This is a genomic window from Kitasatospora sp. NPDC034533, from assembly GCF_055575155.1.
Map to the genome: position 1 here is coordinate 281800 of NZ_JBVITE010000001.1, position 22506 is coordinate 304305.

Genomic DNA, 22506 nt, shown 5'->3' on the forward strand with positions numbered 1-22506 from the left:
TTGAACCTCGTCGAGTTTATGGATTCCTGGGCAGTACCGGCGAGTAGCCCCGGGTTGTGAACTATCCCACACGCTGGGTGATGCGTTTTCCGGTCCGGCGGGCCGCCGCGCGGACGACGCCGCTGGTCGGCGCGGGCGCGGTCGGGGCCCCGGAGCCGGGGCGGTCGCGCCGGCGGCGGCGTGGCGGGGACGGTGGCGTGGACCACACTTTCGCGCGGCCCGCTCAGGCGGCACCGGAGCGGGCGCCGGGCCGCTCCAACGCCTCGGCCGTCACATCGGCCGCGAGCTCCACCATGTCCGGCCCGTACGCCTGCGGATTGACCACCCGCAGGATCAGCGCGAAGGTGCCGTTCTGCCCGTACTTCCGGGCGAGTTCGCGGTGGTGGGAGACCAGGTAGCGGACCCCGGCCTGGTTGGCGGTGCCGGTCTGGCCGGAGACCAGGAACACCGGCCGGCCGCCGTCCGGGGTGGCGATCCGGGCGAGCAGGGTGTGCGCCTGCTCCTGGTCGGCGGTGTAGTCGTGTCCGCCCACCACGATGACGTTGCTGCCCGGTCCCGGCCCCGAGGTGACGTGGACCCCGGGCAGGCCCCAGGCCAGGTGCGCGGCCATCCGCTCGTTGGAGACCGGGCCGCCCAGGCACAGCTCGGTCTTGGTGCCCAGGCCGCGGTGCGCGGCGTCGTGGGCGACCAGCTCGGGCCGCGCGCCGCACTCCTCGACCAGCCCGGCCAGCCACATCAGCGCGTAGGCGTCGCGCCGGGTCACGGTGTGGGCGTGCGAGCCGGCCCCGATGCTGCGCGGCACCACGATCAGGCACTCGCCGCCGCTCGGCAGCCCGAAGAAGGTCCGCACCCGCTCGATCCTGCGGCGCCGGCGCAGCACCTGGGCCAGCCAGCCGAGGCCGGCGCTGATCGCGCTGGCCACCAGGCCGAGCAGCACGTTGAGCACGCTGTCGTTCACCGCCGCGTCCCTCCCCCGGATCGAACGCGGTCAGCTTAGAGGGGCGATCGCCCCGCGCGGCAGGTCAGTTGGCCCAGAGATCGACCAGCCGGACGTCCAGGTCGGCGAGCAGCCGTCGCAGCAGCGGCAGGGAGAGGCCGATGACGTTGCCCGGGTCGCCGTCGACGCCGTCGATGAACGGCGCCGAGCGGCCGTCCAGGGTGAACGCCCCGGCCACGTACAGCGGTTCGCCGGAGGCCACGTACGCGGCGATCTCCGCGTCGTCCGGGGTGCCGAAGCGGACGGTGGTGGAGGCGGTGGCCGAGGACTGCCGGCCGGTCGCGGTGTCGATCACGCAGTGGCCGGTGCGCAGCACGCCGTCCCGCCCGCGCATCGACCGCCAGCGGGCCAGCGCCTCGGCGGCGTCGGCGGGCTTGCCGAGGGCCCGGCCGTCCAGCTCCAGGACGGAGTCGCAGCCGACCACCAGCTCGCCGCCGGTCAGCTCGGCGGCGACGGCCTTCGCCTTGGCCTCGGCCAGGACGAGCGCGAGCTCGGCGGGGGTCGCGGCGGTGATCGCGCCCTCGTCGACGCCGCTGACCACCACGCGCGGGTCGAGCCCCGCCTGGCGCAGCAGCCCGAGGCGGGCGGGGGAGGCGGAGGCGAGGACGAGGGCGCGCTGGTCGGTCATGCCCACCAGGGTAGGGGGTGCCGGTGTCCGCCGTTCGGGTGAATGTCTCAGGCGAACGGCTCAGGTGAACGAGCGGGCGATCATCACCAGCACGGCGCCCACCAGCGCCAGGGCGGCGAGCACCCGGCCGGCCCGCTGCATCCGCTGCTGCATCCGACGGGCCTCGGGCGAGGGCTCGTCGCGGGGGTCTGACCAGAGCACCCGTCCAGAGTGCGCCGTGCGGGGGTGCGGGCGCCTGAGTATCCGTACTCAGGTTCCGCGCGCGGCGGGCGCCGCGGGGTGCGGAGTGGGCGGCCGGCGGGGCCGACTCCCCACTCCGCGGCGGGACTTCAGTGCGCCCAGCCCGAGGTCCGCCAGGCGTCGGCGCCCGGGCGGACGGCGGGGCGGAGCAGTCGGGCGCGGTCGTTCCAGGGGGAAGCCGGGCCGACGCCGGCCGGGCGCGCCGCCTCGGCGGCGGCCTGCGCGGCGGCGGCCCGGGACTGGACCACCGCCAGGACGGTGGCCAGCTCCTCGGGGGTCGGCTGCCCGTGCAGCACGTGGATCGGGGACATGGCTGGTTCTCTCCCGACAGGAACGGGGTCTACAGGGGGATGTTGCCGTGCTTCTTCGGCGGCAGCACCTCGCGCTTGCCGCGCAGCGCCCGCAGGCCGCGCACGACGTGCCGGCGGGTCTCGCTCGGCGCGATCACCGCGTCCACGTAGCCGCGCTCGGCCGCCAGGTACGGGTTCAGCAGGGTGTCCTCGTACGAGGCGATCAGCTCGGCCCGCTTCTCGTCGGCGGTGCCGGCCGCCTCGGCCTCGGCGATCTCCCGGCGGTGCAGGATGTTGACCGCGCCCTGGGCACCCATGACGGCGATCTGCGCCGTCGGCCAGGCCAGGTTGAGGTCCGCGCCCAGGTGCTTGGAGCCCATGACGTCGTAGGCGCCGCCGAAGGCCTTGCGGGTGATCACGGTGATCAGCGGGACGGTGGCCTCGGCGTAGGCGTAGATCAGCTTGGCGCCGCGCCGGATGATGCCGTCCCACTCCTGCTCGGTGCCGGGCAGGAAGCCGGGCACGTCCACGAAGGTCAGCACCGGGACGTTGAAGGAGTCGCAGGTGCGGATGAAGCGGGCGGCCTTCTCGCTGGCATTGATGTCCAGGCAGCCGGCCAGGTCCATCGGCTGGCTGGCGACGACGCCGACGGACTGGCCCTCGACCCGGCCGAAGCCGGTGATGATGTTGCCCGCGTACAGCGGCTGGGTCTCCAGGAACTCGCCGTCGTCGACGACGTGCTCGATCACCTTGCGCATGTCGTACGGCTGGTTCGCCGAGTCCGGCACGATGGTGTCGAGTTCGAGGTCCTCGGCGGTGACCGCGAGGTCGGCCCGCTCGGGGTAGGCCGGCGGGTCGCTCAGGTTGTTGGAGGGCAGGTACGAGAGCAGGCTCTTGACGTACTCGATCGCCTCCTTCTCGTCCGCGGCCAGGTAGTGGGCGTTGCCGGACTTGGTGTTGTGGGTGCGGGCGCCGCCCAGCTCCTCCATCGCGACGTCCTCGCCGGTGACGGTCTTGATGACGTCCGGGCCGGTGATGAACATGTGCGAGGTCCGGTCGGCCATCACCACGAAGTCGGTGATCGCGGGGGAGTACACCGCGCCGCCCGCGCACGGGCCCATGATCAGCGAGATCTGCGGGATGACGCCCGAGGCGTGCACGTTGCGGCGGAAGATCTCGCCGTAGAGGCCGAGCGAGACCACGCCCTCCTGGATCCGGGCGCCGCCGGAGTCGTTGATGCCGATGACCGGGCAGCCGGTCTTCAGCGCGAAGTCCATGACCTTGACGATCTTCTCGCCGAACACCTCGCCGAGCGAGCCGCCGAAGACGGTGAAGTCCTGGGCGAACACGGCGACCTGACGGCCGTCCACGGTGCCGTAGCCGGTCACCACGCCGTCGCCGTACGGGCGGGTCTTCTCCTGGCCGAAGTTGGTCGAGCGGTGCCGGGCGAACTCGTCGAACTCCACGAAGGAGTCCTCGTCCAGCAGTTCCACGACCCGCTCACGGGCGGTCAGCTTGCCCTTGGCGTGCTGCTTCTCCACGGCCTTCGCGGAGCCGGAGTGCACCGCCTCGTCCAGCCTGCGCCGCAGGTCGGCGAGCTTGCCCGCGGTGGTGTGGGGGTCGTACGGCGCCTCGGTCATCCGGTGGCTCTCCCTGATCCATGGCCGCGACCTGTTCGAGTGCGCGGGGCCGGGTGGTGGGCCCGCGCGGGAGGGCAGGGCGGCGCGACGAACTACCGCTGGGTAGCGTAGCCAGCGCGGAGGGCGATCCGGCACGTCCTGGCGTTATGGCCCTCGACACAGTGTGTCCGATCGCGTTCTGCGGGACGATGGGGCGGATTGCGGCCTCCGGCGCGCGCCCGCTCCGGCACGCCCTAGTCTCGACACCATGACCGCACCCGAGACCCCCCGCCGCAGTGGACTGCGCGGCTTCGGCCACGCCGGACCGTCGCCCTGGACCGACCTGGACCGTCCGCCGCTGGACGAGGAGGCGCTGCGCCGCGACCTGCTGGTCCCCGGCGGCCTGTGGACCTCCCTGGAGGTCGTCGCCGAGACCGGCTCCACCAACAGCGACCTCGCCGCCCGGGCCCGGGAGGGCGCGGGGCAGGGTGCGGTGCTGGTGGCCGAGGCGCAGAGCGCCGCGCGCGGCCGGCTGGACCGGCAGTGGACCGCCCCGGCCCGCTCCGGGCTGTTCCTGTCCGTCCTGCTGCGCCCCGAGGAGGTGCCGGTCGAGCGCTACGGCTGGCTGCCGATCCTGGTCGGGGTGGCCGCGGCCAGCACGCTCGGCCGGGTCGCCGGGGTGGACGTCGGGCTGAAGTGGCCCAACGACCTCCAGGTGGAGATCGACGGCGCGGAGCGCAAGCTCGGCGGCATCCTCACCGAGCTGGCCGGCGGTGCCGTGGTGGTCGGCATGGGCCTGAACGTGTCGCTGCGGGCCGAGGAACTGCCCGTCCCCACCGCCGCCTCGCTCGCGCTGGCCGGGGCCACGACCACCGACCGGGGCACCCTGCTGCGCGCCCTGCTGCGCGAGTTCGCCGTGCTGTACCGGGAGTGGACGGCCGCCGCCGGCGACCCGCACACCAGCGAGCTGCTGCGCGCCTACGCGGACCGGTGCAGCACGCTCGGCCGCCGGGTGAAGGTGCACCTGCCGGGCGACCGAGAGCTGGTCGGCGAGGCGGTGGCGGTGGACGGCGACGGCCGGCTGGTGGTCCGTACGCCCGACGGCGCACGCCGGGCGGTCGGTGCCGGGGACGTCGTCCACGTGCGCCCCGAACCCCGCTGAACGGCAGTCTTCACCTCCCCTTGACCCGGGCTGATGCCCCGGATCCGACGATTCCGTGCGAACATTCCACCTGGCAGCGGTGTGAGGCGCGCCACTGCCCGCCCGGGTGGCGGACGGCGCGCCCGGACAGGTAGGACACGAGGCGAGTGCGGCGATCGCACGGGGACGGACCGGTGGCAGAGGACGGCAGCAGCGGCGCGACGGCGGGCAACAACGACCCCACGGTCGCGCTCGAACTGGAACGCCTGATCCTGGACGCGCCACGCCGCTACACCCCGTACCAGGCCGCGCGCGCCGCCGACGTCCCGATGGAGCTGGCCACCCGGTTCTGGCGGGCCATGGGCTTCCCCGACATCGGCCAGTCCCGGGCGCTCACCGACGGCGACGTGATCGCGCTGCGGCGGCTGGCCGGCCTGGTCGAGTCCGGGCTGCTCAGCGAGTCGATGGCGATCCAGGTGGCCCGCTCCACCGGCCAGACCACGGCCCGGCTGGCCGGCTGGCAGATGGACACCTTCCTGGAGAACCTCACCCAGTCCGCCGAACCCGGGCTGACCCGCGCCGACGTCGCGTACCCGCTGGTCGAGCTGCTGCTGCCGGAGCTGGAGCAGTTCCTGGTGTACGTCTGGCGGCGCCAGCTGGCGGCCGTCACCGGCCGGGTGGTGCAGGCCGCCGAGGACCACGAGATCACCAGCGGGCGGCTCGCCGTCGGCTTCGCCGACCTGGTCGGCTTCACCCGGCTGTCCCGCCGGCTGGAGGAGGAGGAGCTCGGCGAGCTGGTCGAGACCTTCGAGAACACCTGCTCGGACCTGATCGCCGGCCAGGGCGGCCGGGTGATCAAGACGCTCGGCGACGAGATCCTCTACGTCTCCGAGGACCCGGCGACCGCCGCCGAGATCGCGCTCAGCCTGATCGAGGCGCTGGCCGAGGAGGACACCATCCCGCCGCTGCGGGTCGGCATGGCCTTCGGCACGGTCACCTCGCGGATGGGCGACGTCTTCGGCACCACCGTCAACCTGGCCAGCCGGCTCACCTCGATCGCGCCCAAGGACGCGGTGCTGATCGACGGCGAGTTCGCCGCCGCGCTGGAGCAGAACGGCAGCGTCGCCCCGGCGGACTCGGAGGGGCCGGGCCTGGCCGAGGCGCTGTCGGCCGCGGCCGGGATGCCCGCCTCCGGGCTGCCGATGCCGGGCCCGGACGCCGGGGCCCGGTTCCACCTCCAGCCGATGTGGCGCAGACCGGTGCGGGGCCTCGGGCTGGTCGAGCCGTGGCTGCTCACCCGGCGGCTGAAGGCCGAGTAGGGCCGGGTCCGCGGGTCCTCCGTCGGCCCGCGCGCGGGGCCGGGCCGTGGCGCACAACGGCCGAGCAGCGGCCGAATGGCGGCCGACACGCGGGGAAGGCGTCCGCGGTGGAGGGAGACCGTGGGCGTTTGACCGGGGAGGCGTTTCCCGTGGGCCGGTGCGGCGCTCCGGGCACCAAGCGGTTGAAACCCGTACGGTCTACTGCGGGTCCTTCCGGGCATACAGGGCATAACCGAACGAAATCGCCCTAGTCTGGGTGCAAGCGGCCGATCGGGTGCGGTCGTCCGACGGGGGCCGGTCGGCGGGGGTCCGGCAGGACCGAGCACAGGGAGCGAGGCGAGCCGGTGAGCAGTGAGGCGATCATGATGGACCGCGACCGCGACTGCGACTGTGACTGCGGTGGTCAGCGGCGCCCCGACCCGCTGCCCGACCTGCGGCTCCAGTCCGTGGTCGAGCTGGCCCAGGAGATGGCCGCCGCGCTCACCCCGCTGGAGGCCGTCCGGGCCGCCGCCGCCCGGGCCACCGAGGCGCTCGGCGCCACCATGGCCGCCGTCTCCGTCTGGGACCGCGAGTCCGGCCGCCTGCGGGTGCTGGTCAACCACGGCGAACTCGCCCCGGGCGAGGAGGAGCTGCCCGAGGACGAGTCGTACCCCGTCGCCGACTTCCCCGAGATCGTCACCTACCTGGAGGAGCGCTGGACCACCGGGCGGCTGCCGCGCGCCTGGCTGCAGAGCGCCGAGAACAGCGAGCCGCACGCCGGGCACACGCACCCGACCGCCGGCGCGTACTGCCAGGAACGCGCCGCGGCGCTGCGCCGGCGCGGGCGGGCCTGCTGCGTGGTCGCGCCGATCGTGCTGCACGGACAGGCCTGGGGCGAGCTGTACCTCGCCCGCTCGACCGGGATGCCCGAGTTCACCGACGCCGACGCCGACTACGCGACCCTGCTCGCCGCCCAGGTCTCGGCCGGGCTGGCGCAGACCGAGCGCCTGGCCGACCTGCGCAGGCTCGCCTTCTCCGACCCGCTGACCGGCCTCGCCAACCGTCGCGCGGTCGACGCCCGGCTGGAGAGCGCGCTGGTGGCCCACAACCGGGACAACACCGTGGTCTCGCTGGTGGTCTGCGACGTCAACGGGCTGAAGCGGGTCAACGACCAGCTCGGCCACGAGATGGGCGACCGGCTGCTGGAACGCTTCGCCCACCAGCTCTCGGTGGCCGCCGCCAAGCTCCCCGGCAGCCTCGCCGCCCGGCTCGGCGGCGACGAGTTCTGCCTGCTGGTGGAGGGGCACAAGGCCGACGAGGTGGTCGCCGTCGCCGAGGAGCTGTGCGCCCGGGCGCTCTCGCTGGCCGAGGGCGAGGGCGTGGCCTGCGGCATCGCCTCCACCGGGGACTCGATCGGGCCGGTCACCACCCCGGACCGGCTGTTCCGGCTCGCCGACGCCGCCCAGTACCGGGCCAAGGCCGCCCGGGCCGCCCACCCCGTGGTCGCCGGACGCAGCCACGGCCCCGGCTTCTCGCCCGACCCCACCGTGCTGCTCGCCGACGCCGCCGACCCCCACCACCGGACGGACGGACGGCGCGGCTCGAACGGGCGCGCCGGGGCGGCCGACCGGCGGCGGTTCCGCGGCGCCGCCCGCAGCGCCGACCCGGGGCAGCTGCTCACCGCCGTCCTCGCCTCCCTCGACCAGGCCGCCGCCGTCCGGGCCGTCCACCCGGCGGACACCCTCGGCAAGCTGGTCGTGGTCGCCGAGGCCTCCGCCCGGCTGCTGGACGCCGTGGGCTGGTGGGTCTCGTACGTCCCGCCCGGCTCCCACCTGATGCGCACCGCCCAGCACGCCGTCTACCGGATGACCAGCGGGCCCAGCAGCACCCGCGCCGAGACCCAGCGGGCCCAGATCGAGGCCCCCGACGCGGTCTTCGACCTCCGGCACTACCCGATGACCCGCCGTGCCGTCCGCGGCGGCGCCTTCGCGCTGCGCGCGGGCGCGGCCGGCAACGACCCGGCGGAGGAGGCGGTGCTGGTCGTCTCCGGCTACCGGGGCATGATCGCCGCAGGCGGGCAGAACCCGGCCGGCGGCTGGCTGGTGGAGCTCTTCGCCGACGACGCCACCCTCCCGCTGGGCCAGGCGGCGTGCGCCATGCGGGCGCTGGTGGCGGTCGCGCTGTCGGGGCCGGCTTCGCCGCCGGCGGTGTGAGGCGGGATCCCGGGCGGCCTGCGCGGCGCGCGGCGGTGGTGGTGCGGGCCCTGCGGACGGCGCCTGCGTGGGAGCCCGGCTGCGGGCCGGGGCGCGCACCGGGTCGCGGCGCCGGCACCGGCCGCGTCGGAGCGGCGCAGGACTCGGCGCGGCTCCTCCTCCCGCGGAGCCGGTGCCTGTCCTCACCCGGTTCGGCGTCTCCTGCCGCTCCGCCCGTTGGCCGTGGTGCCGGGCGTGTTCTGGCTCAGGTGCCGGGGGCGTGGCCGGCCGGGGCCGGGTTGAGGGCCCGTAGCGCGGCGTCGACCAGGCGGTCGGCGTGCTCGTGGGTGAGCGGGCCGAGCCGGTACTGCCAGCGGTAGTAGATCGGGCCGTAGAGGAGTTCGACGGCCAGGTCGAGGTCGGTGTCGGGGGCGATCTGGCCGGCCTCGCGGGCGCTGCGGAGGCGGTCGCGGGTGACGTCCAGCAGCGGGTCCAGCAGGCGGGTGCGGTACTCGGTGTGCAGCGCCGGGTCGTTGAGGATCTCGGCGACGAGCGCGCGGTAGGTGCGGTCGGTGGCGGGGTCGCGCAGTTCGTCGCTGGTGGGGCGCAGGACGGCGCGCAGGTCGGCGGCGAGGTCGCCGGTGTCGGGGAGGGCGAGGCCGCCCTCGTGCTCGCCGGCGGCGAGGAAGGCGTCGAAGACGACCGCCCCCTTCGAGGGCCACCACCGGTAGATGGTCTGCTTGCCGACCCCGGCCCGGGCGGCGATCGCCTCGATGGTCAGCTTGCCGTAGCCGATCTCGGCGACCAGTGCGGCGGCGGCGGTCAGGACGGCGGTGCGCGAGCGTTCGCTGCGGCGGCCGGGGTCGGGGGCGGTTCTGGAGGTCATGGGAAAATCCTAGGCGAGACGGCGAGACGAGACGTATTGTCTCTTCTCGAAGCGGCGAGACGGAACGTCTCGTCTTATCCATGCTCCCCGGAGGTGCCCGTGAACCGCCCCGCACACGTCCTGATGGTCTCCGTCCCGGCCCACGGGCACGTCAATCCCAGCCTCGCCGTGATCGCCGAGCTGGTGGCCCGGGGGCACCGGGTCAGCTACGTCAACGACCCCTCCTTCCGCGAGGTCGTGGAGTCCACCGGCGCGGCCTTCGTCCCGTACCCGACGAAGCTGCCGCTCGCCGACGACCCGGGCGGCTGGCCGCAGGACCCGGTGGCGATCCAGGACGTGTTCCTGGACGACGCGCTGTCGATGTGGCCGGTCCTGCTGGAGTCGTTCGAGGAGGACCGCCCGGACCTGGTGCTCTGCGACATCGCGGGCTTCGCCGGGCGGGCGCTCGGCGAGCGGCTGGGGGTGCCGGTGGTGCAGCTGTCGCCCGCCTTCGTCGGCTGGGAGGGCATCGAGGAGGACCTCCCGGAGGTCTTCGAGGCGGTCCGCGCCGCGCCCGGCGGCGCCGAGCACTACCGCCGGTTCGCGGACTGGCTGGCCGGGGCCGGCGCGGTGCAGCGCGACGTGGACGCCTTCAAGGGCCGGCCGGAGCGGGCGATCGCGCTGATCCCGCGCGCTCTCCAGCCCAACGCCGACCGGGTCGACGAGCGGCGGATCAGCTTCGTCGGGCCCTGCTTCGGCGACCGGACCCACCAGGGGGAGTGGCACCGGCCGGCCGGTGCCGAGAGGGTGCTGCTGGTCTCGCTGGGCTCGGCCTTCACCCATCAGCCCGCCTTCTACCGGGAGTGCGTGCGGGCCTTCGGCGACCTGCCGGGCTGGCACACCGTGCTCCAGGTCGGCCGGCACACCGATCTCGCCGAGCTCGGCGAGGTGCCGGACACCGTCGAGGTGCACCGCTGGGTGCCGCAGCTGTCGGTGCTCTCCCAGGCGGACGCCTTCGTCACCCACGCGGGCATGGGCGGCTCCAGCGAGGGGCTGTTCCACGCCGTGCCGATGATCGCGGTGCCGCAGGCCGCCGACCAGTTCGCCAACGCGGACGCCCTGGTGGGCCTGGGCGTCGCCCGCCGGCTGGACACCGGGGAGGCCACCGCCGAGGCGCTGCGCGCCGCCCTGCTGGAGCTGGTCGGCGATCCGGCGGTGGCCGACCGGCTGCGGGAGCTGTCCGCGGCCGGCCGGGCCGAGGGCGGCACCACCCGGGCGGCGGACCTGATCGAGGCGGAGCTGGTGAGGTAGCGCCGGGGGCGGGTCGGGGGCCCAGGGGCTGTCCGGAGGGAGGAGAATCCGGATGGGCGGCACCTGTTGTCATATCTTCATTCACCTGATGTGATGGTGTATATGGATATGCACAGTGCTGTGGCCCCCGATGCTCCGCTGGTCCTGGTCGGCAAGGCCGACGTCAGCGCGGAGGACGTGCTGGCCGTCGCCCGGGACGGCGCCCGGGTCGAGATCGGCCCCGACGCGCTGGCCGAGATGGCCGCCGCCCGTGCCCGGATCGACGCCCTCGCCGCCGAGCCGCGCCCCGTCTACGGGGTGTCGACCGGCTTCGGCGCACTCGCCGTGCGCCACATCAGCCCCGAGCTGCGCGCCCAGTTGCAGCGCTCGCTGGTGCGCTCGCACGCCGCCGGCATGGGGCCGGTGGTCGAGCGCGAGGTGGTCCGCGCGCTGATGTTCCTGCGGATGAAGACCCTGGCCTCCGGCCGCACCGGCGTCCGGCCGCTGGTCGCCCGGACCATGGCCGCCCTGCTCAACGCGGGCATCACCCCCGTGGTGCGGGAGTTCGGCTCGCTCGGCTGCTCCGGCGACCTCGCGCCGCTGTCGCACTGCGCGCTGGTCCTGATGGGCGAGGGCGTCGCCACCGGACCGGACGGCGAGGAGAGGCCCGCCGCCGAACTGCTCGCCGCCGCCGGGATCGAGCCGGTCGAGCTGCTGGAGAAGGAGGGCCTGGCCCTCATCAACGGCACCGACGGCATGCTCGGCATGCTGGTGATGGCCATCGCCGACCTCCAGCGGCTGTTCACCACCGCCGACATCACCGCCGCGATGAGCCTGGAGGCGCTGCTCGGCACCGAGAAGGTGCTCGCCCCCGAACTGCACGCCCCGATCCGCCCCCACCCGGGCCAGGCGCTCAGCGCCGCCAACATGCTGGCCGTCCTCAAGGGCTCCGGCCTCACCGGCCACCACCAGGACGACGCGCCGCGGGTCCAGGACGCGTACTCGATCCGCTGCGCCCCGCAGGTGGCGGGCGCCGGCCGGGACACCCTGGCGCACGCCCAGCTGGTCGCCTCGCGCGAACTGGCCGCCTCGGTGGACAACCCCGTGGTGCTGCCGGACGGCCGGGTGGAGTCCAACGGCAACTTCCACGGCGCCCCGGTCGCGTACGTGCTGGACTTCCTCGCCATCGCCGCCGCCGACCTCGGCTCGATCGCCGAGCGCCGCACCGACCGGCTGCTCGACAAGGCCCGCTCGCACGGCCTGCCGGCCTTCCTGGCCGACGACCCGGGCGTGGACTCCGGCCTGATGATCGCCCAGTACACCCAGGCGGCGCTGGTCAGCGAGAACAAGCGGCTCGCCGTCCCGGCCTCGGTCGACTCGATCCCGTCCTCCGCGATGCAGGAGGACCACGTGTCGATGGGCTGGTCGGCCGCGCGCAAGCTGCGCCAGGCGGTGGCCAACCTCGGCCGCATCCTGGCCGTCGAACTCACCGCCGCCGCCCGCGCGCTGGAGATCCGTCAGCAGGCCGACGGGGCCGGCCGGCTCGCCCCGGCCACCGCGGCGGCGCTGGCCGCCGCCCGGGAGGCCGGGGTCGGCGGCGCCGGCCGCGACCGCTTCCTCTCGCCGGACCTGGAGGCCGCCGCGGCGCTGGTCGCCTCCGGGGGGCTGGTGCGGGCGGTCGAGCGGGTCACCGGCCCGCTGGCCTGAGGTGTCGCGCTCGCGGCGGGGTGACGGGGGCTCGGGCCTCGTCCGAGGAGGGCACGGCCTAGTCCCAGTCGCTCCGCCGCGAGCGCTCCCGGCGATCGCGGCGGTTGCTCAGCGCGGCCGCGAAGTTGACCCCGACGATGCCCGCCCAGCAGGCCAGGAGGCCGGCGAAGCCACCGGTCTCCGCGCTGCTCGCGATCGCGGTCAGCGGGATGCCGAGGGCGAGCGAGACCACCGCCAGGCGGTTGCCGACCGGGCCGGAGCCCCGGGAACGGCCGCGGTCCCGATCCCGGTAGGACGGCTCGTAGTCGTCCGTCCGCTCGGCCACCGACCGCGCGACCCGGGCGTCCACCCGGGCGTCGAGCCGCTTCATGAAGGAGTCGACGAGCGCGTCCTCGTACTCCTTGCCGAGCTCCTTGCGGGCCTGGAGGGTGGCGTCGAGGTCGCGCCGCAGTTCGTCCTGACGAGTGTCCATGGACTCCAGGGTGGGGCCGCCGGGGCGCCCGGTCCATCCGTTCGCGGGGGGAATCCGGGCGGACTCAGGGACAAATCAGGGTTCCCCGAACCGGCGGGGCCGGGCGGGCCCGCCGGATCCGCCCGGCCGTCGTACCCGCCCGGTCCGTCCGACGCGTCCGACCCGTCGGGCGCGTCTCACCGGGCGTCCCGCCGTACGAGACGTCTTTGCCCGGCCACGGCACGCTGCTGCACAGTCGTCGTCCGAACCGCTCCCACCCGGAGGTACCGCTGATGACCGCCACCGACGAGGCCGGCAGCGTCGGCCCCTCCGCCCGGCTGCTCCAACTGTTCGAGGGGCACCGGCTGACGCCGACCCAGCGCCGGATCGCCCACTCGCTGGTGCGGCACGCCACCGAGGCGCCGTTCCTGTCCAGCGTGGAGGTTGCCGAACTCGCGGGCGTCAGCCAGCCGTCCGTCACCCGCTTCGCGGTCGCGCTCGGGTACGACGGCTACCCGGCGCTGCGCAAGCAGCTGCGCGAACTCGGTGGGGGCGAGCCGGCCGCGCCGGAGAGCCCCGACGATGCGGTGCGCAACGAGCACCAGCAGGCCGTGCTCGCCGAGATCGCCCACCTGCGCCACCTCGCCGAACTCCTCGCCGACCCGGAGCCGATCATCCGGGCCGCCCGGCTGCTCGCCGCCTCCCGCCCGCTGCCGGTGCTCGGGCTGCGGGCCGCCTCGGCCCAGGCGCGCGGCTTCGCGTACTTCGCCTCCAAGGTGCACCCGGACATCCGGCTGCTGGACGAGGGCGGCAGCATGCTCGCCGACCGGCTGGAGCAGGCCCGGGCGGCCGGGGCGAGCGCGCTGCTCTGCTTCGCGCTGCCGCGCTACCCGAGGGAGCTGATGGACGCGCTGACGGTGGCCCGCGAGTGCGGGCTGACGGTGCTCACCGTGGCCGACAGCGCCTTCGCGCCCGTCGCCAAGCTGTCCGACCTGATGCTGCCGGCCGCCGTCGGCACCGGGCTGGTCTTCGACACCGCGTGCGCGCCGATGATGCTCGGCCGGGTGCTGTTGCAGTCCATGTGTGACGAACTCCCGGGCGCCGAGGCCCGGTTGGAGGCGATCGAGCACTCGGCGGCGGCGCGCGGGCTCTTCCTGGAGTAGGCGCGGCCCGGAACGGCCGCGGCCCGGAGCGGCGGCCTGGAGTACTCGTCACGAACCCGGGCATCCCCTCCTACAGGGGGTGCCGCCCATGCGCGTGATCCACGAGATGAAGTTCGTCGCCCGCCTCGCCTCTGGCGCCGACGAATGGTCCTGCCCCACCTGCGGACGCCGCGTCACCCTGCGGCGCCTGCCCGATCCCGAACTGACCGTCCTCGACCCGGGCGACGAGTCCGCCGTCCACGTCGGCGTCATCGAACCCGACGCCCGCTCCGCGGCGGTCGCCGAGAAGTACGGCCTCGGCCCCGTCCAGAACGTCCCCCGCCCGCCGTCCCGACCCGCCCCCGACGCCGACGACCGCCGCTGGCTCGCCGAGATCGGCATCGACTGGGACGGCGGCGACGCCGCGGCGTGACTCAGCGGCGCGGGGCGTAGAGCGGAAGGCCGGAGGTGTCCAGCTCGGCGGGCAGTGGCGCGGGCAGCGGGACGGGCTCGCCGTACTTGCCGAGCAGGACGCCTTGGTACGCCCCGTCGCGCGGATGGGTGTGGAGCGTCCAGGTGCCGTTGCGCGGGTCGAGTGCGAGCAGTACCGGAGCACCGGCGCTCGCGTACCAGTCCGTCTTGGTGGAGACGGCCTTCACGCCCTCCGAGTTGGAGATCACCTCGACGACGAGGGCTGCCTCATGGGGATCGGCGAGCCATCGGTCGTCGTTCTCCCAGTCCGTGGGGAGGACGATCAGGTCGGGTGTGGCGTAGTCCTCGTCGTTGCCTGGCATGTAGACGGACGACACCTCGTAGGCGCCGAGATCATCGGGCAGTCGGGGATCCAGTTGGATGCGCAGCCGTCGCACGGTTCCCGCGTGCTTACCGCGGGGCGTCGGGGACATCACGAGGGTTCCTCCGATGATCTGGACGCGAAGTCCCGTGTTGTGCTCGATCTCCTCCGCCACATCCCGGAGTCTGCCGGGCCGCACGGTGATGGCCGTCATCGTGTCCTCCGCTCCTTGGCGCTGGGCCGAGTGGCTGGTGTCCGCCGGGTTCAGGCTAGCGCGCCAAGTCGGCCGGTGCCGTGGCTGATCGGATTGTTCCGTGGTCTGGCCGCGTCGTGATTGTTTGGATATATTCAGCGAAGTCGAGCATGAATGAATCCATCCGCAGGGAGGCCGGGACCATGGTGCAGCAGGCGAGCGGGCCGCGTGAGGTGCGCGCGGCGCGGGGGGCGGGGCTGACGGCGCAGGGGTGGCAGCAGGAGGCCGCCCTGCGGATGCTGATGAACAACCTCGACCCGGAGGTGGCCGAGCACCCGTCGAAGCTGGTGGTGTACGGCGGGACGGGCAAGGCGGCGCGGGACTGGCGGTCCTTCGACGCCATGGTCAGGACGCTGGAGGGGCTGAAGCAGGACGAGACCATGCTGGTCCAGTCCGGCCGCCCGGTCGGCGTCATGCGGACCCACGAGTGGGCGCCGCGGGTGCTGATCGCCAACTCCAACCTCGTCGGCGACTGGGCCAACTGGGAGGAGTTCCGCCGGCTGGAGAGCCTCGGGCTCACCATGTACGGCCAGATGACCGCCGGCTCGTGGATCTACATCGGCACCCAGGGCATCCTCCAGGGCACTTACGAGACCTTCGCGGCCGTCGCCAACAAGCGCTTCGGGGGCACGCTGGAGGGCACCATCACCCTCACCGCCGGCCTCGGCGGGATGGGCGGCGCCCAGCCGCTGGCCGTCACCATGAACGGCGGCGTCGCGATCTGCGTCGACTGCGACCCGTCCCGGATCGCCCGCCGGATCGAGCACCGCTACCTGGACGTCGAGGCCAAGGACCTCGCCCACGCGCTCCAGCTGGCCGTGGAGGCCCGCGACAAGCGGCGGCCGCTCTCCATCGGCGTGCTGGGCAACGCCGCCGAGCTGGTCCCGCAACTGCTCGCGATGGACGCGCCGATCGACATCGTCACCGACCAGACCAGCGCCCACGACCCGCTCAGCTACCTGCCGGAGGGCGTCGCCTTCGAGGACATGGCCGACTACGCGGCCGCCGAGCCCGCCGAGTTCACCCGGCGGGCGCGCGAGTCGATGGCCCGGCACGTCGAGGCGATGGTCGGCTTCCTGGACCGCGGCGCCGAGGTCTTCGACTACGGCAACTCGATCCGCGGCGAGGCCCAACTGGCCGGGTACGACCGCGCGTTCGCCTTCCCGGGCTTCGTTCCGGCGTACATTCGCCCGCTGTTCTGCGAGGGCAAGGGCCCGTTCCGCTGGGCGGCGCTGTCCGGTGACCCGCAGGACATCCACAAGACCGACAAGGCCGTCCTCGACCTCTTCCCGGAGAACGAGTCCCTGGCCCGCTGGATCAAGATGGCCCAGGAGAAGGTGCACTTCCAGGGCCTGCCGGCGCGGATCTGCTGGCTCGGCTACGGCGAGCGCGACAAGGCCGGCGAGCGCTTCAACGACATGGTCGCCTCCGGCGAGCTGTCCGCGCCGATCGTGATCGGCCGCGACCACCTGGACTGCGGCTCGGTCGCCTCCCCGTACCGGGAGACCGAGGCGATGCTGGACGGCTCGGACGCGATCGCCGACTGGCCGCTGCTCAACGCCATGGTCAACGTGGCCTCCGGCGCCTCCTGGGTCTCCATCCACCACGGCGGCGGCGTCGGCATCGGCCGCTCGATCCACGCCGGCCAGGTCACCGTCGCCGACGGCACCGCGCTGGCCGGGGAGAAGATCCGCCGGGTGCTCACCAACGACCCGGGCATGGGCGTCATCCGGCACGTGGACGCCGGGTACGACCGGGCCGCCGAGGTCGCCGACGAGCGCGGGGTGCGCGTCCCCATGAACCAGCACGGCCCGACGGGTGAGCTGTGACGGCCTCGTCCTTCGAGGAGATGTGGGCGGAGCTGCTCCCGGTGGGCCGCTCCGCCGCCTCCGGCGGCTACCGCCGCTTCGCCTGGAACTCCGCCGACGCCGAGTGCCGCGCCTGGTTCGAGCAGCAGGCCCGCGACCGCGGCCTGGCGTACGAGCTGGACCGCAACGGCAACCAGTGGGCCTGGCTGGGCGACCCTCATGGTCAGGGCGCGGTCGTCACCGGCTCGCACCTGGACTCCGTCCCGGACGGTGGCGCCTTCGACGGCCCGCTCGGCGTGGTCTCCTCCTTCGCCGCACTGGACGAACTGCGCGCCCGTGGCGCCGAGTTCAGCAAGCCGCTGGCGATCGTCAACTTCGGCGACGAGGAGGGCGCCCGGTTCGGCGTGGCCTGCATCGGCTCCCGGCTGACCTCCGGCGTGCTCGGCCGCGAGCAGGCGTACGAACTGCGCGACGCCGACGGCGTCCGGCTGCCCGACGCCATGGAGCGGGCCGGCTACGACCCGAGCGCGATCGGCGCGGACGACGAGCGGCTGGCCCGGATCGGCGCCTTCGTCGAGCTCCACGTCGAACAGGGCCGCTGCCTCGCCGAGGGGCAGCCGGTCGGTGTGGCCGGGGCGATCTGGCCGCACGGCCGCTGGCGGTTCGACTTCCACGGCGAGGCCAACCACGCCGGCACCACCCGGATCGAGGACCGCCGCGACCCGATGCTGACGTACGCCAACACGGTGCTCGCCGCCCGCAAGAAGGCGAAGCTGGCGGGCGCGCTGGCCACCTTCGGCAAGGTCGCGGTCGAGCCCAACGGCACCAACGCGATCGCCTCGCTGGTGCGCGGCTGGCTGGACTCCCGGGCGGCCGACGAGCGCACCCTCACCGAGCTGGTCGCCGAGATCGAGCGGGCCGCCGCCGAGCGCGGCGAGCGCGACGGCGTCCGGGTCGAGCTGACCCGCGAGTCCTACACCCCGGTGGTGGACTTCGACGGGCCGCTGCGCGACCGGCTGGCCGGGCTGCTGGACGCCCCGGTGCTGCCCACCGGCGCGGGACACGACGCCGGCATCCTGGCCTCCGCCGTCCCGACCGCCATGCTGTTCGTGCGCAACCCCACCGGCGTCTCGCACTCTCCGGCCGAGCACGCCGAGCGGGCCGACTGCCTGGCCGGGGTCGCCGCCCTCGCCGACGTACTGGAGGACCTGGCGTGTCATTGACCCCGCCGACGTACTGGGCGCGGTACGCCTGGCTGCCGTACGACACCGGACCGGTGGTCGAGCAGGACGTGCTGATCACCACCGGCCCCGACGGGAGGATCGCCGCCGTCACCCCGGACAGCGGCCCCTGCCCGCCCGGCGCCGTCCGCCTGGACGGGCTGCTGCTGCCCGGCCAGGCCAACGCCCACTCGCACGCCTTCCACCGGGCGCTGCGCGGGCACGTGCAGGTCGGCTCCGGCACCTTCTGGACCTGGCGCGACACCATGTACCGGTTCGCCGGCGCGCTGGACCCGGACAGCTACCTGGAGCTCGCCACCGCCGTCTACGCCGAGATGGCGCTGGCCGGCATCACCGCCGTCGGCGAGTTCCACTACCTGCACCACGCGCCCGGCGGCGTCCCGTACGCCGATCCGAACGCGATGGGCGAGGCGCTGATCGAGGCCGCCGCCCGGGCCGGCATCCGGATCACCCTGCTGGACACCTGCTACCTGTCCTCCGGCTTCGGCGCCGAGCCGACCAAGCCCCAGCAGCGGTTCAGCGACGGCGACGCCGAGGCCTGGGCCGTCCGGGCGGACGCGCTCAAGCCGCGCGAGCACGCCCGGATCGGCGCCGCCATCCACTCGGTCAGGGCCGTCCCGGCCGGGCAGCTGGGCACCGTCGCGCACTGGGCGGCGATGCGCGAGGCGCCGCTGCACGTCCACCTGTCCGAGCAGACCGCCGAGAACGACGCCTGCCTGGCCGCGCACGGCGTCACCCCGACCCGGCTGCTCGCCGACCACGGCGTGCTCGGCCCGCGCACCTCGGCCGTGCACGCCACCCACCTCACCGACGAGGACGTCGAACTCCTCGCCGGCTCCGCCACCACCGTCTGCATGTGCCCCACCACCGAGCGGGACCTCGCCGACGGCATCGGCCCGGCCCGCCGACTGGCCTCGGCGGGCAGCCCGATCAGCCTGGGCAGCGACAGCCACGCGGTGATCGACCCGTTCGAGGAGGCCCGGGCGCTGGAGCTGGACGAGCGGCTGCGCACCCGGACCCGGGGCCACTGGACGGCGAACGCGCTGCTGCGGGCCGGCACCGAGGACGGGCACGCCTCGCTGGGCTGGCCGGATGCCGGGCGGATCGAGACCGGGGCGCTCGCCGACTTCACGGTGATCGCGCTGGACACCGTCCGTACGGCTGGGCCGCCGCCCCGGCTCGGCGCCGAGATCGCGGTCTTCGCGGCCTCGGCGGCGGACGTGCGGCACGTGGTGGTCGGCGGCCGGCACGTCGTCCGGGACGGCGTGCACCTGCTGGTGGACGACGTGCCGGGCGCGCTGCGCTCCGCGATCGGCGCGCTGAGCAGCTGACCCGTTCCCCCAACCCCCCTCGGAAGGTCCTGTTGTGAGCACCTTGATCACCGGCATCGGCAGCCTGGTCACCAACGACCCCGGGCGCGGCACCGGGCCGCTCGGCCTGCTGGCCGACGCGGCCGTGGTGGTCGACGGCGACGCCGTCGCCTGGGTCGGCCCGGCGGCCGACGCCCCGGCCGCGGACGAGCGCTTCGACGCCGGGGGCCGGGCGCTGCTGCCCGGTTTCGTCGACTCCCACGCCCACCTGGTGTTCGCGGGGGACCGTACGGCCGAGTTCAACGCCCGGATGTCCGGCCAGGCGTACTCGGCGGGCGGCATCCGGACGACGGTGGCGGCTACGCGGGCCGCTTCGGATGCCGAACTGGACGCCAACCTGGCCCGGTTCGTCCGGGAGGCGGTGCGCCAGGGCACCACCACCATCGAGTGCAAGTCCGGCTACGGGCTGACGGTCGAGGACGAGGCGCGAGCGCTGCGGATCGCGGCCGTGCACACCCCGGAGACGACGTACCTGGGGGCGCATGTGGTCGCCCCCGAGTACGCCGAGGACCCGGCGGGGTACGTGGAGTTGGTCACCGGCGAGATGCTCGACGCCTGTGCGCCGCACGCCCGTTGGGTGGACGTGTTCTGCGAGAAGGGCGCCTTCGACGGGGACCAGGCGCGGGCTGTTTTGACGGCGGGGATCGAGAAGGGCCTCACGCCCCGGGTGCACGCCAACCAGCTGACGTACGGGCCGGGCGTGCAGCTGGCGGTGGAGCTGGGGGCCGCCTCGGCGGACCACTGCACCCACCTGACGGACGAGGACGTGGCGGCGCTGGCGGGGTCGGCGACGGTGGCGACGCTGTTGCCGGGGGCGGAGTTCTCGACGCGCGCTGAGTACCCGAGCGGGCGCAGGCTGCTGGACGCGGGCGCGGTGGTGGCGCTGTCGACGGACTGCAACCCGGGCTCCAGTTTTACGAGTTCGATGGCGTTCTGTATCGCGGTGGCGGTGCGGGAGATGGGGATGACGCCGGACGAGGCGGTCTGGGCGGCCACGGCGGGCGGCGCCCGGGCGCTTCGGCGCAGTGATGTGGGGGTGATCGCTCCTGGAGCCCGCGCGGACCTGCTGCTGCTGGACGCCCCCTCGCATGTTCACCTGGCCTACCGCCCGGGCGTGCCGCTCACGGCGGCGGTCTGGCGCGCGGGCGTTCGGGAGGTCTGAGTCTTCGGACGGTGGAAGGCCCCCGTGCCCCGCGATGGCGGGGGCACGGGGGCTCTTCGCTAGTCGAACTCGCCGGCCTTGGCGCCCTGGAGGAAGTCGGCAAGGTTGAGGCGGGTGGTGCGGACTATGACGTCCGCGTCGTCGGACTCCCGGAGTTCGACCAGCCCTTCACGTGTGCGCACTTCGACGCAGTTGTTGGCTGCTTCGCTGAAGCTGGACTTCTGCCACTCGGTGCTATTCATACTTGTCGTTCATTTCCTTCATGATCGAGCGGATAAGATCTCGCGACTCGCCCTCCGGGAGTGCGACGGCTTCGATGCGCTCAAAGATTGCGCGGTAGCCCGCCAGCTGGGCGGGCGAGTCGAAGATGTGGGAGCCGTGAGACGAGTCGGCCTGGACCGTGTCCAGCTCGGGCACTGGTCCCTCCGCATAGATCAGATTCTCACTGGGACCAGGGAAGTCGGCCGCGGCAAAGGGCACGACTCGCAGTGAGATGTCGGGGAGCTCGGAGTCGCTGATGAGTGAATCGAGCTGGTCTCTGAGCACCGCAGGCCCGCCGTACTGGATGCGCAACGCCGCCTCGTGGATGAGCGCCAGGTAGGGCGTCTCGCCGGACCGGATGATCTGTTGTCTCCGTAGGCGGAAGTTCACCCTGCGATTGATCTCGCGATCCGGGAGAGGGGTGAAACCGCTCCCGAACACCGCAGTTGCATACGAGTTCGTCTGAAGCAGTCCCGGGACGATGCCAATGGTGAAGCTCTTGATCCTCTTCGCGTGACCTTCCATTTCTGCCACATCGATCGGGGCGGCTGCGAGTACCGATCGATGCTCGTCCCACCAGGCCGAGTCTCGCTCCCTGGCCATGTCGGCAAGCGCTTCGACCAAGGGCGCGTTGGCGCACATGCAGGCCTCTGCGATCTCGTGCAGGCGCGCCACGGTGACGGCTGACTTCCCGATCTCCATCTGACTCACCAAGGCGGGAGTCACGCCGAGCAGCCGGGCGAGCTGGCTGCCGCCGAAGCCGGCTTGCTCTCTCATCCTCCGTAGTTCGGCGCCGAGGCGTCGCTGGCGGAGAGTGGGGACTCGAAGGGCCATGGCGTCCTCTCAGCAGGTGCAGAGGCTAGTGTGCCGCGCTGGTCGCCTGCGGATCCATCCGGGCTCCTTCCCTCGTGAGGGGGAACCTTCTCCCGTTTGGCTTTAATTAAAGAGGGGGTGCGCTACTGTCATTCACAGCTCGATCCGACGGATCGTCAGTAACTCCTGCACTCAGGGCAGTAGGCGCCTGCTGCCCGCGCACCGAAGAGCAGCCGCTGTCCGGCCTGGCTCACGGCGACGGCCGTCATCCCCCTCCCCACACCACAGCCTCACGGAGGTTCCCGTGTGCACCCGTAACACCCCCTCGCTGACCCTCTCCCGCCAGGCCCTGCGGGACGCCATGACCCGCAACGGCTGGGACGCCGACACCATCTTCAACGCCGAACTCGCCCTCTGCGAGCTCATCGTCAACGCCTGGCGGCACGGCGACACCCCCGCGCCCGTCGTCTGGTTCTCCGTCCTCGGCCACACCCTCCGGGTCACCGTCTCCGACGAGAGCGACGCCCTCCCGCGACAGCGGAACCCCGCCGACTCCGCCGAGTCCGGCCGGGGCCTCCAGCTCGTCGCCGGCCTCACCCACCGCTGGGGCGTCGACCCGCAGAAGCGCGGCAAAAGCATCTGGTATGAGCTGGACTGCGCCGCGTGACCCGCGACCCCATCGTGCCGGAGGACCCCCGGATGCGCGCCTACACCAAGCCCCACCTCATGGCCCTCCTGGGCGAGTTGCACCGGCGCGGCCTGCCGCGCGGACTCCTCTGGGGGTCCGCCTCGCCGGGCGAGACCACCATCGACGGACGCGTCCTGATCGACTTCGGGAACGCTCCGGTGAGCACGCTGATCAACCTCCTCCACCTGCTCCGCGACCTGGACGATGACGATGACGATGGCGACGAGGCGTGGCGCCGGTGAGGTTCGTCATCGGCG

General features: G+C 73.7%; 22 protein-coding genes and 1 pseudogene. 13 read left to right on the forward strand and 10 right to left on the reverse strand.

The annotated features are described in order from the left end of the window. Positions 1 to 223: 223 nt before the first annotated feature. The 5 genes from ACZ55U_RS01385 to ACZ55U_RS01405 all read right to left on the reverse strand — a co-directional run bounded on the left by ACZ55U_RS01385 (position 224) and on the right by ACZ55U_RS01405 (position 3795). Positions 224 to 958 carry a hypothetical protein gene (locus ACZ55U_RS01385; protein WP_465521155.1) on the reverse strand — a complete coding sequence of 245 codons (735 nt, stop codon included), beginning with the start codon at positions 956 to 958 and terminating at the stop codon, positions 224 to 226. Positions 959 to 1022: 64 nt separating this feature from the next. After that, on the reverse strand, positions 1023 to 1625 hold the full coding sequence (locus ACZ55U_RS01390; RefSeq protein ID WP_465521157.1) for a nucleoside triphosphate pyrophosphatase: 603 nt from the start codon (positions 1623 to 1625) through the stop codon (positions 1023 to 1025). 60 nt (positions 1626 to 1685) lie between these two features. Next, positions 1686 to 1826 (reverse strand): morphogenic membrane protein MmpB, encoded by a 141-nt coding sequence (gene mmpB, locus ACZ55U_RS01395; protein WP_380700291.1) that lies wholly within the window; start codon positions 1824 to 1826, stop codon positions 1686 to 1688. Positions 1827 to 1954: 128 nt separating this feature from the next. Next, positions 1955 to 2176 (reverse strand): acyl-CoA carboxylase subunit epsilon, encoded by a 222-nt coding sequence (locus tag ACZ55U_RS01400; RefSeq protein WP_465521159.1) that lies wholly within the window; start codon positions 2174 to 2176, stop codon positions 1955 to 1957. A gap of 29 nt (positions 2177 to 2205) precedes the next feature. After that, a complete protein-coding gene (locus tag ACZ55U_RS01405) occupies positions 2206 to 3795 on the reverse strand; it encodes an acyl-CoA carboxylase subunit beta (RefSeq protein WP_465521161.1) in 1590 nt (529 codons plus the stop codon). Positions 3796 to 4042: 247 nt separating this feature from the next. Between ACZ55U_RS01405 and ACZ55U_RS01410 the strand changes: the two genes are divergently transcribed. The 3 genes and pseudogenes from ACZ55U_RS01410 to ACZ55U_RS01420 all read left to right on the forward strand — a co-directional run. Continuing rightward, positions 4043 to 4936 (forward strand): biotin--[acetyl-CoA-carboxylase] ligase, encoded by an 894-nt coding sequence (locus tag ACZ55U_RS01410; RefSeq protein ID WP_465521163.1) that lies wholly within the window; start codon positions 4043 to 4045, stop codon positions 4934 to 4936. Positions 4937 to 5109: 173 nt separating this feature from the next. Then, the gene (locus ACZ55U_RS01415) at positions 5110 to 6234 is read left to right on the forward strand and encodes an adenylate/guanylate cyclase domain-containing protein (protein ID WP_465521165.1); all 1125 of its coding nucleotides are present in this window, start codon (positions 5110 to 5112) and stop codon (positions 6232 to 6234) included. A gap of 467 nt (positions 6235 to 6701) precedes the next feature. Then, positions 6702 to 7835, forward strand: a pseudogene (locus ACZ55U_RS01420) (GGDEF domain-containing protein); the annotation flags it as partial. 835 nt (positions 7836 to 8670) lie between these two features. On the opposite strand, the gene ACZ55U_RS01425 reads toward ACZ55U_RS01420, so the two are convergent. Then, entirely contained in the window at positions 8671 to 9291 is a 621-nt protein-coding gene (locus tag ACZ55U_RS01425) for a TetR/AcrR family transcriptional regulator (RefSeq protein WP_465521167.1), read from the reverse strand. Between the two features lie 123 nt (positions 9292 to 9414). Here ACZ55U_RS01425 and ACZ55U_RS01430 point away from each other — a divergent pair, with 123 nt between their 5' ends. After that, on the forward strand, positions 9415 to 10581 hold the full coding sequence (locus tag ACZ55U_RS01430; RefSeq protein ID WP_465521265.1) for a macrolide family glycosyltransferase: 1167 nt from the start codon (positions 9415 to 9417) through the stop codon (positions 10579 to 10581). 108 nt (positions 10582 to 10689) lie between these two features. After that, positions 10690 to 12267: a histidine ammonia-lyase gene (gene hutH / locus ACZ55U_RS01435; RefSeq protein WP_465521169.1), complete on the forward strand. Its 1578-nt coding sequence runs from the start codon at positions 10690 to 10692 to the stop codon at positions 12265 to 12267. A gap of 58 nt (positions 12268 to 12325) precedes the next feature. Here hutH and ACZ55U_RS01440 read toward each other — a convergent pair whose 3' ends face one another. Then, complete coding sequence (locus tag ACZ55U_RS01440) at positions 12326 to 12739, reverse strand: hypothetical protein (protein WP_465521171.1); 414 nt, start codon at positions 12737 to 12739, stop codon at positions 12326 to 12328. Positions 12740 to 13011: 272 nt separating this feature from the next. Between ACZ55U_RS01440 and ACZ55U_RS01445 the strand changes: the two genes are divergently transcribed. Together ACZ55U_RS01445 and ACZ55U_RS01450 are read left to right on the forward strand one after the other, a co-directional pair. Next, positions 13012 to 13881 carry a MurR/RpiR family transcriptional regulator gene (locus ACZ55U_RS01445; protein ID WP_465521173.1) on the forward strand — a complete coding sequence of 290 codons (870 nt, stop codon included), beginning with the start codon at positions 13012 to 13014 and terminating at the stop codon, positions 13879 to 13881. Positions 13882 to 13969: 88 nt separating this feature from the next. Beyond that, positions 13970 to 14293, forward strand: a complete 324-nt coding sequence (locus ACZ55U_RS01450) for a hypothetical protein (protein ID WP_465521175.1) — start codon at positions 13970 to 13972, stop codon at positions 14291 to 14293. Between the two features lies 1 nt (position 14294). Here ACZ55U_RS01450 and ACZ55U_RS01455 read toward each other — a convergent pair whose 3' ends face one another. Continuing rightward, the gene (locus ACZ55U_RS01455) at positions 14295 to 14867 is read right to left on the reverse strand and encodes a Uma2 family endonuclease (protein WP_465521177.1); all 573 of its coding nucleotides are present in this window, start codon (positions 14865 to 14867) and stop codon (positions 14295 to 14297) included. A 182-nt stretch (positions 14868 to 15049) separates the two neighbouring features. Here ACZ55U_RS01455 and hutU point away from each other — a divergent pair, with 182 nt between their 5' ends. Genes hutU through hutI form a run of 4 tightly spaced genes read left to right on the forward strand, consistent with a single transcriptional unit; the run spans position 15050 to position 20487 of the window. Next, complete coding sequence (gene hutU, locus ACZ55U_RS01460; protein ID WP_465521267.1) at positions 15050 to 16735, forward strand: urocanate hydratase; 1686 nt, start codon at positions 15050 to 15052, stop codon at positions 16733 to 16735. A gap of 20 nt (positions 16736 to 16755) precedes the next feature. After that, positions 16756 to 17937: an allantoate amidohydrolase gene (locus ACZ55U_RS01465; RefSeq protein WP_465521269.1), complete on the forward strand. Its 1182-nt coding sequence runs from the start codon at positions 16756 to 16758 to the stop codon at positions 17935 to 17937. Continuing rightward, positions 17934 to 19286: a formimidoylglutamate deiminase gene (locus ACZ55U_RS01470; RefSeq protein WP_465521271.1), complete on the forward strand. Its 1353-nt coding sequence runs from the start codon at positions 17934 to 17936 to the stop codon at positions 19284 to 19286. The genes ACZ55U_RS01465 and ACZ55U_RS01470 overlap by 4 nt, the downstream gene beginning before the upstream one ends. A gap of 34 nt (positions 19287 to 19320) precedes the next feature. Next, positions 19321 to 20487, forward strand: a complete 1167-nt coding sequence (gene hutI / locus ACZ55U_RS01475) for an imidazolonepropionase (RefSeq protein WP_465521179.1) — start codon at positions 19321 to 19323, stop codon at positions 20485 to 20487. Positions 20488 to 20546: 59 nt separating this feature from the next. On the opposite strand, the gene ACZ55U_RS01480 is transcribed toward hutI, so the two are convergent. Both ACZ55U_RS01480 and ACZ55U_RS01485 read right to left on the reverse strand, forming a co-directional pair. After that, positions 20547 to 20729 carry a DUF397 domain-containing protein gene (locus ACZ55U_RS01480; protein WP_465521181.1) on the reverse strand — a complete coding sequence of 61 codons (183 nt, stop codon included), beginning with the start codon at positions 20727 to 20729 and terminating at the stop codon, positions 20547 to 20549. Continuing rightward, positions 20722 to 21582 carry a helix-turn-helix domain-containing protein gene (locus ACZ55U_RS01485; protein WP_465521183.1) on the reverse strand — a complete coding sequence of 287 codons (861 nt, stop codon included), beginning with the start codon at positions 21580 to 21582 and terminating at the stop codon, positions 20722 to 20724. The genes ACZ55U_RS01480 and ACZ55U_RS01485 overlap by 8 nt, the downstream gene beginning before the upstream one ends. A 283-nt stretch (positions 21583 to 21865) precedes the next feature. Between ACZ55U_RS01485 and ACZ55U_RS01490 the strand changes: the two genes are divergently transcribed. Together ACZ55U_RS01490 and ACZ55U_RS01495 are read left to right on the forward strand one after the other, a co-directional pair. Then, on the forward strand, positions 21866 to 22228 hold the full coding sequence (locus ACZ55U_RS01490; RefSeq protein WP_465521185.1) for an ATP-binding protein: 363 nt from the start codon (positions 21866 to 21868) through the stop codon (positions 22226 to 22228). Beyond that, positions 22225 to 22491: a hypothetical protein gene (locus ACZ55U_RS01495; RefSeq protein WP_465521187.1), complete on the forward strand. Its 267-nt coding sequence runs from the start codon at positions 22225 to 22227 to the stop codon at positions 22489 to 22491. Before ACZ55U_RS01490 ends, ACZ55U_RS01495 begins: the two co-directional genes overlap by 4 nt. The last annotated feature ends 15 nt before the right edge of the window (positions 22492 to 22506 follow it).